Below are 12,874 nucleotides of genomic sequence, written 5' to 3' on the forward strand. Positions count from 1 at the left end.
CGGCCCGGGCGGGGGGTCGGGGGACGCTGCGGGGCACCCATGCTCTCAAACCGGCCGGTTCCCGCGCCATCCCCTTGCCGATCTTGGCGCGGTGGGCGTGGATCGGTGGTGTGGATCGACGATCAGTGGGAATGTGAGGGCGCCGGAAACCACAGGAGGTCCCGTGTCCCTTCGCGTGTCGTCTCCCCGTTCGCCCTCGTCCCGCGCGCCGCGCGGCACGGCGGTGGCCGCCGGGGTGGCCCTGACCGCCGCCGCGCTGGCCGTTCCGGGCCCGGCCCTGGCGGAACCGTCGTCGCGGCGGCCGCTGACGCCGCCGCTGACGCAGCCGCCCGCCGGGCCGGCCAAGCGGCCCGTCGCGACCGGGTACGGCGGAGCCGTCTCCACCGTCGACCCCTACGCCAGCGCCGTCGCGATCGAGGTGCTGAAGAAGGGCGGCAACGCGATGGACGCCGCCGTCGCCGCCACCGCCGCCCTCGGTGTCAGCGAGCCGTACGTCGCCGCCCTCGGCGGAGGCGGCTACGTGCTGTACTACGACGCCAGGAAGCGCCGCGTCCACACCGTCGACGGGCGCGAGGCCGCGCCGCGGCGGATGCGGGCCGACTCGTTCGTGGACCCCGCGACCGGCAAGGCGATCCCGTTCGACCAGGCCGTCACCAGCGGGCTCGGCGTCGGCGTGCCCGGCACCGTCGCGCAGTGGGAGACCGCGCTGCGCCGCCACGGCACCCGCAGCCTGCCGGCGCTCCTCAAGCCCGCGATCCGGCTGGCCGAGAAGGGGTTCGTCGTGGACCAGGAGTTCCACGACCAGACGGCGCTGAACCAGAAGCGCTTCAACGCCTTCCCCGCCACCCGCGAGGTGTTCCTGCGCAACGGCCAGGCGCCCGCGGTCGGCTCGACGTTCCGCAACCCCGACCTCGCCCGCACCTACCGCGAGCTGGCCAAGCGCGGACCCGGCTGGTTCTACCGGGGCGGTCTCGGCCGCGAGGTCGTGCGGACCGTGCGGAAGCCGAAGGTGGACCCGGCCTCCGGGCTCAACGTCCGCCCCGGCCTGATGGAGACCCGGGACCTGGCCGCCTACCGGGCGCTGACCCCGCGTCCCACCCGCGTCACCTACCGCGGCCTGGACGTCTACGGCCAGCAGCCGTCGTCGTCCGGCGGCTCCACCATCGGCGAGGCCCTCAACATCCTCGGCCACTTCAAGCTCGGCCCCGACGACACCGTCCGCACCCTGCACCACTACCTGGAGGCGTCCAAGCTCGCCTACGCCGACCGGGGCCGGTACGTCGGCGATCCCCGGCACGTGAAGGTGCCGCTGGACGAGCTGCTGTCGCGCGGCTTCGCCCGCGAGCGCGCCTGCCTCATCAACCCCGACCGGGCCGCCACCGCGCCCGTCCCGCCCGGCAGCCCCGACGGCCGCTACGAGAAGTGCAGGGTCCCCGCGGCGCCCGCGGTCTCCACCACCTACGAGGGCCCGCAGACCACCCACCTGGTCACCGCCGACAAGTGGGGCAACGTCGTCGCCTACAACATCACGCTGGAGCAGTTCGGCGGCAGCGGCATCACCGTTCCGGGGCGCGGGTTCCTGCTCAACAACGAGCTGACCGACTTCACGCTCCAGCCGCCCGCGCCGGGCTCGCCGCCCGACCCGAACCTGCCCGGCCCCGGCAAGCGGCCGCGCAGCAGCCAGGCCCCGACCATCGTGCTGGACGGCCACGGACGGCCGAAGCTCGCGGTCGGCACCCCCGGCGGCTCCACGATCATCACGACGGTGCTGCAGATCCTGCTGAACCGGATCGACCTGCGCATGGACCTGCCGACCGCGCTGGCCGCGCCGCGCGCCACCCAGCGCAACACCCCGCAGGTCTTCGCCGAGCAGGGCTTCATCGACCGGTACGGGACCGCGCTGACCGCCAAGGGCCACGACGTGGCGCCGTTCCCCGGGCCGCCCGCCGGGACGATCGGCGCGGCGACCGGCCTGGAGTTCCTGTCGCCGCGCCTGGTGCAGGCGGTCGCCGAGCCGACCCGGCGCGGCGGCGGCAGCGCGATGGTGGTGCGCCCCCGCCGGTGACACGGGACCGGACGTTCCCGGCGGCCCGGCCGCGGGCACTCGGAACGCGGCCGGGCCGCCGGGCTACGATCAGTCGGTAGGGGGAAGGAGCCTTCCATGGCGCAGGCGTATGTACAGGTCACCACGACCACCGACTCGCGGGCCGAGGCCGCCGCGCTCGCCAGGTCCGCCGTCGAGGGCCGGCTGGCGGCCTGCGCCCAGCTGGTCGGGCCGATCGCCAGCACCTACTGGTGGGAGGGCGCGATCGAGTCGGCCGAGGAGTGGATGGTGGTGTTCAAGACCACCTCCGACCGGTTCGACGAACTGGCCAGCCTCATCGACCAGGAGCACTCCTACGACACCCCGGAGATCATCGCGACCTCCGTGGTGGCGGGCAGCATGGACTACCTGGCCTGGGTCGCCGAGCAGACCGAGCCGCCCGAGGAGGACGAGGACGAGGAGGCGGTGGAGGTCCCCGCGGACTGACCCCGCCCCTCCCCTCCCGTGGCCGGTGTGGGCCATGCCATATTCGGGCAATAAGTCATTAATTACCCCGTTATGGCGAAGGGACGCGGCGGTGGCTGAGGACTACGGGCTGTTCGGGCCGGGCTCGGTGACCTGGCGGGTCATGGGGGAGCCGGTGCTGGCGGTCGGCGGCGTGCGGGCCCTGGTGCTCCAGGCGCTGCACCCGCACTCGATGTGGGGCACCGCGCAGAACTCCGAGCTGATGGACCCCCGGGCCGCCTGGGCGCGGCTGGGACGCACCGTCGAGTTCGTGCGGGTCCGCACCTGGGGCACCACCGAGGAGGTCGACCGCGTCGGCCGCCGCATCCGCAAGCTGCACTCCAAGCTGCGGGGCGTCGACCTGCGCACCGGCGAGGTCTTCCCGGTGGACGACCCCGAGAACCTGCTGTGGGTGCACATGGGGGAGGTGGACTCCTACCTCGACATCGCCGTGCGCGCCGGGGTCCCGCTCGGCCGCGCCGACCGCGACCGGTTCGTGGACGAGCAGCGCCGCGCCGCCGCCGTGGTGGGGCTGGACCCCGACGACGTTCCGGCCTCGGTGGCGGACATGCGCGACTACTACGCCGACATGCGCCGCCAGATCTGGGCCTGCGAGGAGGCGAAGGAGGGCATGCGCCGGCTGTTCAACCCCGCGGTGCCGCGCCAGCTGCTGCCGCTGAAGCTGGCCGCCCCGGCGCTCGGGCTGCTGGTGGTGTCCACGCTGCCGCGCTGGGCGCGCCGCATGTACGGCCTGCCCGGCCTGCCGACGTCGGACCTGGCGGCGACGCTGACCCTCAAGGGCCTGTACCGGACCACGCACGTGATCCCCGAGCGGTTCCGCTACACGCCCGACGCCCGGCGCGCCCGCCGCCTGACCCGCGAGCACGCCGCCGACGCGGTGACCTGGGGCCTGGCCTCCTGAGCCCGCCCGCGCCCGGCCCCCGGACGGCCCCCGGACGGCCCCCGGACGGCCCCCGGACGGGGTCAGCCGCGGCGCATCAGGCGGCCGACGGCCGCCATCAGCTCGGTGGACATGGCGTCGCCCTTGCCCTCCTCGGCGCCCTCGGCCACGCAGTGGCGCACGTGCCCGTCCAGCAGGCCGAGGGCGACCTTGTCCAGGGCCGCCTGGATCGCGCTGATCTGGGTGAGGACGTCGATGCAGTACCGGTCGTCCTCCACCATCCGCTCGATGCCGCGCACCTGGCCCTCGATCCGGCGCAGCCGGGTCTGGAGCTGGTCCTTGGTCGCGGTGTAGCCGCGGGTGGGGGTCTCGCTGGTCGCCATCGTCGTCCTCGCAATCGCTGCCGGGGGCGTCGAGCTCGGGGGGACACCCCGGGGGTAAACCCCCCTGGGGGTATCCTATACGGTCGCGCCCGTTTCCTGCCGTCGAGCGATCATCGCGCATCCGGCGGCCACCAGCGCACCGGCGGCCCCGGCCAGCCAGACCGCGACGTAGCCGCCCTGCCCGCCGATCCCGCTGAGCAGGCTGCCGAACACGCCGCCCGCGACGGCCCCGCCCAGGGTCTTGACGTTGTTGTACAGGGCGGCGGCGACGCCGGTGCGGGACGGGTCGGACGCCTCCACGATCACGGTGGGCATCGCGCTGAGCGACGCGCCCAGGCCCACGCCCGCCAGCAGCAGGCTGACCACCAGTGGCCACAGCGCCCCGTGGAACGCCGCGAACCCGCCGAACCCGGCCGCCACCAGGGCGAACGAGCCGACCAGCGCCCGGCGGTAGCCGGTGCGGGCCGCGACGCGCGGCAGCAGCGTCGAGGCCAGCATCGCCGCGACCGTGGCGGGCAGCGTCACCAACGCGATCGACAGCGCCGACATCCCGAACCCGTACCCCTCGGCCGGGTCGGTGGCCAGGAACGTGGCGTTGGGCGACTGGCTGCCGAAGTAGACGATGCCGAACGCGAACGAGGTGGCGTAGAACGGCGCGACGTGCCGTCCCGCCATGGCCCGCAGGTCGACCAGGGGCTCGGCGGACCGCAGCTCCACCACGACCCACGCGGCCAGCAGCAGCGCGCCGAGGGCGAGCGGGCCCAGCGTCCCGGCCGACAGCCAGCCGCCGCGCTCGGCGCCCGACACCCCGGCCAGCAGGGCGATCATCGTCAGGCTCAGCAGGGACACGCCGGGCCAGTCCACGCGTCCGCCGCCGCGCCGCACCGACTCGGGCACCGCCACGAACGACACCGGCACGCAGACCAGGGCGAGCGCCGCCGGGACCCACAGGGCCGCCCGCACGTCGCCCAGCGCCTCGTCGGCGAGGCCCATGCCGAGGGCGCCGAGCAGGCTGCCCAGGGTCAGCGCGCCGACCAGGCGGGCGATGGCGCGCCGCGCCATCGCCACCGGGAGCCGGTCGCTGACCAGCGCGATCTCCAGCGGCAGCAGCGCCGCCAGGGGGCCCTGGAGGGCCCGGCCGAGCAGCAGCACCGCGAAGTTCGGCGCGGCGGCCACCAGCACCGCCCCGACCGCGACGCTGACCAGGGCGATCCGCAGCATCCGGCGGTGCCCGTACAGGTCGCCCAGCCGCCCGAACGCGGGCACGCAGACCGCCGCGCCCAGCAGCTGGACCGAGATGACCCAGGTGAGGGCGGAGTCGGAGACGCCCAGCTCCCGGCCGATGCCCGGCAGCATCGGCGCGATCCCGGCCTGGAGGAACCCGCTGACCACCTCGAACAGCACCAGCAGGCCGACGACGGCGGTGACCGACCCGACCGGCGGTCCGGCCGGTGGCGGGACGGCCGGGCGCGCGGTGGCGGTCACGGGGTCGCCTCCGCCCGGTCCAGGCGGCGGGCGGCCAGCTCGGCGAGGAGCGCGGCGGCGTCGGGCAGCACCGCGTCGTCGAACACCGCCCGCGGGGAGTGGTTCATCGGCGCGGTGGCCGGGTCGACGCCGGGCGGGCACGCGCCGAGGCCCAGGAACGCGCCGGGCACGTGCCGGAGGACGAACGAGAAGTCCTCCGACCCGCTCATCGGGCGCGGCGCCTCGACCGCGCGGGCGCCGCCGAACAGGTCCCGGGCGGTGTCGAGGGCGAACGCGGCCTCGGCCCCGTCGTTGACGGTGACCGGGTACTGCTCGACGTGGTCGATGTCGACCGCGACGTCGTGCGCGGCGGCGATCCCCCGCAGCACCCGCTCGATCCCGGCGCGCACGCGGCGGCGGGCGTCCTCGGAGAACGACCGGACGGTGGCCTCGAACACGGCGGTCTCGGGGATGACGTTCCCGGCGGACCCGGCGTGCAGCGAGCCGACGGTGACCACGGCCGGGTCGAGGGCGTCCAGATCGCGGGTGACCATGGTCTGGAGCGCGGTGACCATGGCGGCGACGGCGGTGACCGGGTCCTTGGCGGCGTGCGGGGAGGAGCCGTGCCCGCCCCGGCCGCGCACGGTGACCGTGACGGCGTCGGAGGCGGCCAGCACCGGGCCGGGCCGGGTCACGGCCACGCCCCGCGGCAGCACGGTGGAGAACACATGCAGGCCGTAGGCGGCGACCACCCGGTCACCGGCCGCGTCCAGCACGCCCTCGTCGATCATGATCTTGGCGCCGCCCATGCCCTCCTCGCCGGGCTGGAACATGAACACCACGTCGCCGGGCAGCTCGGCGCGCCGGCCGGCCAGCAGCCGGGCCGCGCCGACCAGCCCGGCCACGTGCAGGTCGTGGCCGCAGGCGTGCATCGCGCCGGGCATCCGCGAGGCGTAGTCCAGGCCGGTGTCCTCCTGGACGGGCAGGGCGTCCATGTCGCCGCGCAGCAGCACGGCGGGCGCTCGGCCGGGCCCCCGCGCGTCCCGGCGGCCGCCGCGCAGCACGGCGGTCACCGATGTCAGGGCCTTCCCCGTGGAGATCTCCAGCGGCAGGCCGTCCAGGGCGGCCAGCACCCTCCCCTGGGTGCGCGGCAGGTCCAGGCCGAGCTCGGGTTCCCGGTGCAGGGCGCGGCGCAGCTCCGACAGCTCTTCGCCCAGCTCACGGGCGTTCTCGTAGACGGACATGCGGGTAGGGTGCGGCAGCCGGGCCATCAGGGCCCGGCAGACGCCCGGAAGCACCGTGAAAGCGTGATCGAATGCAGGGAAACGCCACCCTCGACGACCTGGACCACATCCTGGTGACCGCGTTGCAGCACGCGCCGCGCGCGGACTGGCGGCGGATCGGCGCGGTGCTGGGCGTGGACGCCTCCACCGCGGCGCGCCGCTGGGCGCGGCTGACGGCGGCGGGGCTGGCGTGGCAGACGTGCGTGCCGCTGGCGGTCGAGGGGGTCTCGCCGGTGGTGGCGTTCGTCGAGGTGGACTGCGTGGCCGGGCGGCTGCACGAGGTGGCGGCCGAGCTGGTGGAGGACCCGCACGTGTTCAACGTGGAGCACGTGACCGGCGGCCGGGACCTGCTGCTGACGGTGGTCCTGCGCGACCAGGCCGAGCTGGCGCGGTACGTGGGGTTCCGGCTGGGCCGGATCGCGGGGATCGCCGCGACCCGCACGCAGATCGCGACCGCCCTGCACACCGAGGGCAGCCGGTGGCGGCTGGAGCGGCTGGACGACCGGCAGCGCGGGCTGCTGGACCGCGGGCGTTCCCGCGAACGCGGCCGGGCCGTCACCGAGGACGACCGGGAGCTGCTGCGGCTGCTGGGCGAGGACTGCCGGGCGCCGGTGGCGGAGCTGGCCGCCCGCACCGGCCTCAGCCCGACGACCGTGCGCCGCCGCCTGGCCCGCATGGACGCGGCGGGCGCGCTGCTGTACCGCTGCGAGGTCGCCCGGTTCGCGTCGGGCTGGCCGGTCGCGGTGTACCTGTGGGGGACCGCCCCGCCCGGCGACGTGTCGCGGATCGCGGCGCTGCTGGCGGGGCTGCGCGAGACGCGCATGTGCGCCTCGCTGTCGGGCTCCGACAACGTGGTGTTCACGGTGTGGCTGCGGTCGGTGGACCGGGCGCAGGCGTTCGAGACGGCCCTGGTCCGCCGGTTCCCGCAGCTCACCGTGACCGACCGCGCGGTGACGCTGTGGCCGATGAAGCTGGCGGGGCACGTGCTGGACCCGCAGGGGCGGCACCTGCGGTCGGTGCCGTTCTGGGCCTGGGACGACGCGGCGGCCGAGGCCGAGCTCGGCGCGCTGCTCGGACGGCTGCGCACCGGCCCGGCCCGGGACGGAGGCCCGGCCCGCTAGCCGGGGTGGTTCGGGTTGTTGGTCACCGGGATCTCGATGCTGATCGGCAGGTCGCCCTCGGACAGCACGAGCAGGGCGCCCAGGCGGAGGATCTCGTCGAAGGCCCAGTACGCCTTCTGCAGGGCCCCCGGCGCCTTCTCCAGGGACAGCAGGCCCTCGCGGACGGCGATGAAGGGCTCCCAGGCCGTCTCGAACACCGGGTCCCACAGCGGGTCCCGGCGGATCTTCAGCCAGTCGGCGATCTCGTCGCCGAGCACGTAGCGGGTGAGCGAGCCGAGGATGGGCTTGCTGAGGATGCCGCCGTCGATGGTGGAGCCGAGGTTGAGCAGCATGTCGGCCAGCTTGATCCCCTCGGGCGTCGGCGCCAGGATCGGGTCCAGGACCTGCTTGGCCTGGGCGTTGGCCTCCTCCCACGACCTGGGGATGTACTCGTCGCGGATGCCGAGCATGTGCGCGGCCACCTGCCAGGAGTGCAGGAACGCCTCGGACTCGGCGGCCGGGATCGGCACCTTCCACTTGACCAGGTTCTGCATGACGGTCGTGGGCAGGCTGTGCCAGGTGACCATCATGTCGGCCTGGCTGATCGGGACCCTCTCGTCGGCGACCTTGGACCAGTGGGCGGACCGCGGCAGCAGGTGGCGCACCCCCGCGTGCGCCAGGCGGGTCTTGACGCAGGTCACGACCATCTCGCCGTCGGGCCTGTAGGCGTTGGACGTCCCGATGTCGTACCCGAGCTTGGCGGTCTTGGTGATGCGGTCCCGCATGTCCGCGCCGCCCTTGGAGTAGTAGACCGCGCGCGCCTCCCGGGGGATGACCGTGCTCATCATCCCGCTGGCGAAGCCGTAGGTGACGCCGAGGTAGAGCCCCCGCTTCTCGTTGAAGTCGACCGCGGTGGCGAGCTTGCCCCGGTCGGCCCAGGACGGCAGCCGCCTGGCCCGTTCCATGAAGTCGCGCAGGTCCGCGGGCAGCCCGGCGGGCAGCGGCTGGCCGTTCTTGGTCCAGGTCCGCAGCAGCCGGTTGACCTTCGGCACCTCGCCCCGGTCGAGCAGCGAGGCGACCAGCCGGTCGGCCTCGGGGTCCCACACCCCCCGCGGGTCGGCGCCCTCCCCGGCGCCCGCCACCGAGCCCTTGGGCGACCACGTCCACAGTGCGGCCGCCTGCGCGGGCGACGCGGCGCCGAGCGCGCCGACCGCGCCGAGCGTCCCGCCCGCCACCAACACGTTACGTCTGCTGGGTCTGTCCATGCCTTCGCTCCTCCTCGGGGCCGAGAGCGGCTGTGCGATACGCTGATACATGAACTGCATCCGTGTATCAGTCGCGGCAGTGCCATGACAGCACACCGCGGGGAGCGCCACAAGACCCGTTGTGACGGCGGTCAGGGCAGAATGGGTCGTCTCAGGAGGAGAACGTGGAACCTGCGCTGTCCGCCCTCATGGGCGCCTCGGGCCCGGAGGGCTCGGAGTCGCTGCTCGAACGCGCCTACACCGACGCCGTCGCACGGGTGGACGACGCGGACGAGACCCGCGCGCGCATCCTCGACGCGGCCTACGAGCAGTTCTGCCGGATGGGCATCCAGCGGTCCACCATGGAGGACGTGGCCCGCCGCGCCGGGGTCTCGCGGATCACGGTCTACCGGCGGTTCGCCACCAAGGACACGCTGGTCGAACAGGTGGTGCGGCGGGAGTTCCGCCGGTACTTCGACCGGTTCCTCGTCGAGATCCGGCAGGCCGAGACCGCCGCCGACCGGGTGGTGCTGGGCTTCGTGAGCTCGCTGCGCGCCATCCGGGGCAACCCGCTGATCGGCGGCCTGATCGCCACCGAGCCGGACCTGCTGGTGGCCTCCATGGTCAACGACGGGGGGCGGACCCTCGCCACCGTGCGGCAGTTCGTCGCGGGCCAGCTCCGCCGCGAGCAGCGCGCGGGCCACGTCTCCGGCGACCTGGACATCGACCACGTGGCCGAGATGATGGTCCGGGTCTCCGGCTCGTTCCTGGCGATCCCCAGCCACCTGGTCGACCTCGACGACGACGGGCAGCTGACCGCGCTGGCGCGGCGGTTCCTCGTGCCCATGCTGGAACCCCCGGCGGCGCCGGAGGGGACGCCCTAGCCGGGCGGGACGTTCCAGGAGGTGATCACGGGCCGGCCGTGCTCGGTGCCGAGCGTGGACATCGTCCCGGTGTCCAGGGCGAACAGGCGGCCCAGCGCCGGCTCCAGACCCAGCCAGCGGGCGGTGAGGATCCGCAGCAGGTGGCCGTGGGCGACCAGGGCGACGTCGCCGTCCTCCAGCAGGGGCCGCACGCGGGCGAGGGCGGCGTCCACGCGCTCCCCGACCCGCCCGACGGCCTCGCCGGGGTGGTCGGCGTCACCGGGGACCACGCCGTCGTCCCACAGGTACCAGCCGGGCCGCCGCTCGCGGATCTCCGCGCTGGTGATGCCCTCGTAACCGCCGTAGTCCCACTCCCACAGGTCGGGATCGGTGGCGTCGATCCGCAGCCCGGCCAGCTCGGCGGTGCGGCGGGCGCGTTCGGCGGGGCTGGTGACCACCCGCGTGATGTCCCGCCCGGCCACCAGCGGCACCAGCGAACGGGCCTGCTCCTCGCCGCGCTCGGTCAACGGCAGGTCGGTGCGGCCGGTGTGCCGCCGGGCGCGGCTCCACTCGGTCTCGCCGTGGCGCAGAACGATCAGTTCCCCCATGGCCCCCACTGTACGGGGCCACGGGGGAACATGATCGGGAAACGGTCAGGCGAGCACGTCGGCCAGGTTCACGTGGTCCAGGCCGTGGGCCTCGGCCACCTGGGCGTAGGTGAGCGCGCCGTCGTGGGTGTTCAGGCCGAGCGCCAGCGCGGGGTCGTCGCGCAGCGCGTCCTTCCAGCCCTTGTTCGCGATCTGCACGGCGTACGGCAGGGTCACGTTGGTCAGGGCGTAGGTGGAGGTGTTGGGCACCGAACCCGGCATGTTGGCCACGCAGTAGAAGACCGACTCGTGCACCTTGTAGGTGGGGTCGGCGTGCGTGGTGGGACGCGAGTCGGCGAAGCAGCCGCCCTGGTCGATGGCGATGTCGACCAGCACCGAGCCGGGCTTCATGCGCGACACCAGCTCGTTGGAGACCAGCTTGGGGGCCTTCGCGCCGGGGATCAGCACCGCGCCGATCACCAGGTCGGCCTCGCGGCACTGCTGCTCGACCGTGTAGGCGTTGGACACCAGCGTCTTCAGGCGGCCCTGGTAGATGGCGTCGATCTGGCGCAGCCGGTCGACGTTGATGTCCAGGATGGTGACGTCGGCGCCCATGCCGACGGCGATCTGCGCGGCGTTCAGCCCGGACACGCCGCCGCCCAGCACCACGACCTTGGCGGGGGCCACGCCGGGCACGCCGCCGGGCAGCACGCCGCGTCCGCCGTTGAAGCGCATCAGGTTGTAGGCGCCGACCTGCGGGGCGAGGCGGCCCGCGACCTCCGACATCGGGGCCAGCAGCGGCAGCGACCGGTTCGGCAGCTGGACGGTCTCGTAGGCGACGGCGGTGACGCCCGCCTCCAGCAGGGCGTCGGTGCACTCGCGCGAGGCGGCCAGGTGCAGGTAGGTGAACAGGGTCTGGCCTTGGCGCATCCGGTGGTACTCGTCGGCGATCGGCTCCTTGACCTTCAGGATCAGGTCGCCCTCGGCCCAGACCTCGTCCGCGCCGTCCAGGATCTTGGCGCCGGCCGAGGTGTAGTCGTCGTCGAGGATGGCGGAGCCCTCACCGGCGCCGCGCTCGACGAAGACCTCGTGGCCGTGCCGGGTCAGCTCGTGCACCCCCGCCGGGGTGATCGCCACCCGGTACTCGTGGTTCTTGATCTCGCGGGGTACGCCGACCTTCATTGTGCCCTCCGTTGCGCTGACCAGGACCTTCTCCTGGACGTACGCCTTCAGGGTGCGGCCTGTGGGGACCTCCCGGCCACGTTCAGTTTGTACACGTATTCCCGCTATGCCTGACAGTATGTAAAGCGGGGGAAGGTCATCGGGCCGCGGCGCGCGCGGGCGGCAGCCACTCGGCGGCGATGGCCACGGTGAGCTGCTCCAGCAGGGACCCGGCCTGGCGCCGGCAGCGGTCCAGGTCGCGTTCGATGTCGGTCAGGGTGTAGGCGGCCTGGATGCGGGCGCGGCGCAGCCGCTCGCCGGTCAGGCTCCGGCGTTCGGTGACCGCCACCACGGGCGTCCCGGCCCGCGCGGCGGCCCGCGCCACGGTGGCCGAGGCGCCGCCGCGCAGCGCCCGCACGTCCAGCGACCCCTCGCCGGTGACGACCAGCCGGGCGTCGCGCGCCTTCTCCGCGAACCCGAACAGGTCGAGCATGAACGTCACGCCCGGCTCGTTCTTGGCGCCCAGGAACGCCAGCGCCGCGAACCCCGCGCCGCCCCCCGCCCCGGCCCCGGCGCGCTCGCGGGCGGGACGGCGCACCGCGGCCTCCGCCAGGTCGGCCCACCGCCGCAGCCCGGCGTCCAGCGCCCGGGCCTCCTCCCGCCCGGCCCCCAGCCGGAGCCCCTGCGTCATGGCGGTGCCGCCGCGCCCCACCAGCGGCCCGGCGCCGTCGGCCGCCAGGATCACCTCGATCCGCGACAGGTCGGGCAGCCCGCGCAGGTCCAGCGCGTGCAGCGAGCGCAGCGCCGTCCCGCCGGGCGGCAGGTCGCGGCCCAGGGCGTCCAGCAGCCGCCCGCCCAGGCCCTGCACCAGGCCCGCGCCGCCGTCGGCGCAGGCGGCGTCCCCGACGCCCAGCACGATCCGCCGGACCCCCAGCCGCACCGCGTGCGCCATGAGCTGCCCGGCCCCCAGGCTGGTGCCGCCGAACGGCTGGGGCTCGCCGCCGGGCACCCGCCGCGCGCCGGCGGCCTCGGCGAGCTCGACGATGGCGGTGTCGCCGTTCAGCGCCAGCGCGGCGGTGACCGGACGCCCGGTGGGCCCGCACACCTCCACCGGGACGCGCCGCCAGCCCGCGGCGACGGCGGCGTTCACGGTGCCCTCCCCGCCGTCGGCGACGGGCGCGGCCAGCACGGGCAGCTCGGGCCGCTGGCGCCGCAGCCCGGCCGCCAGGTGCCGGGCGACCTCGGCGGCCTCCAGCGCGCCCCGGAACCGGTCCGGCGCGAGCAGGACGTGACCGCGCGGGGAGGGGGCGCAATGATCGTCCGCGAACACCGGCAGCCAC

The 12,874-nt window shown here is 74.8% G+C and carries 12 protein-coding genes; 5 read left to right on the forward strand and 7 right to left on the reverse strand.

Going from position 1 to position 12,874, the window contains the following annotated elements:
• Positions 1 to 163 precede the first annotated feature (163 nt).
• From ggt to HNR61_RS36595, 3 genes are all read left to right on the forward strand, one after another.
• Positions 164 to 2,065, forward strand: coding sequence for a gamma-glutamyltransferase (gene ggt / locus HNR61_RS36585; protein ID WP_312898273.1), 1,902 nt, complete (start codon positions 164 to 166; stop codon positions 2,063 to 2,065).
• Positions 2,066 to 2,161: 96 nt separating this feature from the next.
• On the forward strand, positions 2,162 to 2,530 hold the full coding sequence (gene cutA, locus HNR61_RS36590; RefSeq protein WP_182847729.1) for a divalent-cation tolerance protein CutA: 369 nt from the start codon (positions 2,162 to 2,164) through the stop codon (positions 2,528 to 2,530).
• A 91-nt stretch (positions 2,531 to 2,621) separates the two neighbouring features.
• Positions 2,622 to 3,470, forward strand: a complete 849-nt coding sequence (locus tag HNR61_RS36595; RefSeq protein WP_312898274.1) for an oxygenase MpaB family protein — start codon at positions 2,622 to 2,624, stop codon at positions 3,468 to 3,470.
• A gap of 62 nt (positions 3,471 to 3,532) precedes the next feature.
• On the opposite strand, the gene HNR61_RS36600 is transcribed toward HNR61_RS36595, so the two are convergent.
• The 3 genes from HNR61_RS36600 to HNR61_RS36610 form a co-directional block, all read right to left on the reverse strand.
• Complete coding sequence (locus HNR61_RS36600; protein ID WP_182847731.1) at positions 3,533 to 3,832, reverse strand: metal-sensitive transcriptional regulator; 300 nt, start codon at positions 3,830 to 3,832, stop codon at positions 3,533 to 3,535.
• Positions 3,833 to 3,907: 75 nt separating this feature from the next.
• Positions 3,908 to 5,317, reverse strand: coding sequence for an MFS transporter (locus HNR61_RS36605; RefSeq protein ID WP_182847732.1), 1,410 nt, complete (start codon positions 5,315 to 5,317; stop codon positions 3,908 to 3,910).
• Positions 5,314 to 6,540, reverse strand: coding sequence for a M20 metallopeptidase family protein (locus tag HNR61_RS36610; protein WP_182847733.1), 1,227 nt, complete (start codon positions 6,538 to 6,540; stop codon positions 5,314 to 5,316). Before HNR61_RS36610 ends, HNR61_RS36605 begins: the two co-directional genes overlap by 4 nt.
• A gap of 71 nt (positions 6,541 to 6,611) precedes the next feature.
• On the opposite strand from HNR61_RS36610, the gene HNR61_RS36615 reads away from it, so the two are divergent.
• On the forward strand, positions 6,612 to 7,700 hold the full coding sequence (locus HNR61_RS36615) for an Lrp/AsnC family transcriptional regulator (protein ID WP_182847734.1): 1,089 nt from the start codon (positions 6,612 to 6,614) through the stop codon (positions 7,698 to 7,700).
• On the opposite strand, the gene HNR61_RS36620 is transcribed toward HNR61_RS36615, so the two are convergent.
• Positions 7,697 to 8,944 carry an oxygenase MpaB family protein gene (locus HNR61_RS36620; RefSeq protein ID WP_182847735.1) on the reverse strand — a complete coding sequence of 416 codons (1,248 nt, stop codon included), beginning with the start codon at positions 8,942 to 8,944 and terminating at the stop codon, positions 7,697 to 7,699. The genes HNR61_RS36615 and HNR61_RS36620 overlap by 4 nt on opposite strands.
• 164 nt (positions 8,945 to 9,108) lie before the next feature.
• Here HNR61_RS36620 and HNR61_RS36625 point away from each other — a divergent pair, with 164 nt between their 5' ends.
• Positions 9,109 to 9,807 carry a TetR/AcrR family transcriptional regulator gene (locus HNR61_RS36625; protein WP_182847736.1) on the forward strand — a complete coding sequence of 233 codons (699 nt, stop codon included), beginning with the start codon at positions 9,109 to 9,111 and terminating at the stop codon, positions 9,805 to 9,807.
• Here the strand turns inward: HNR61_RS36625 and HNR61_RS36630 are convergent.
• From HNR61_RS36630 to HNR61_RS36640, 3 genes are all read right to left on the reverse strand, one after another.
• Positions 9,804 to 10,394 (reverse strand): histidine phosphatase family protein, encoded by a 591-nt coding sequence (locus HNR61_RS36630; RefSeq protein ID WP_182847737.1) that lies wholly within the window; start codon positions 10,392 to 10,394, stop codon positions 9,804 to 9,806. The genes HNR61_RS36625 and HNR61_RS36630 overlap by 4 nt on opposite strands.
• A 45-nt stretch (positions 10,395 to 10,439) precedes the next feature.
• Complete coding sequence (gene ald, locus HNR61_RS36635) at positions 10,440 to 11,555, reverse strand: alanine dehydrogenase (protein WP_182847738.1); 1,116 nt, start codon at positions 11,553 to 11,555, stop codon at positions 10,440 to 10,442.
• Between the two features lie 136 nt (positions 11,556 to 11,691).
• Positions 11,692 to 12,864 (reverse strand): glycerate kinase, encoded by a 1,173-nt coding sequence (locus tag HNR61_RS36640; protein WP_182847739.1) that lies wholly within the window; start codon positions 12,862 to 12,864, stop codon positions 11,692 to 11,694.
• Between the last annotated feature and the right edge of the window lie 10 nt (positions 12,865 to 12,874).

Origin of the sequence: Actinomadura kijaniata, from assembly GCF_014138665.1 — a bacterium.
GTDB lineage: Bacteria > Actinomycetota > Actinomycetes > Streptosporangiales > Streptosporangiaceae > Spirillospora > Spirillospora kijaniata.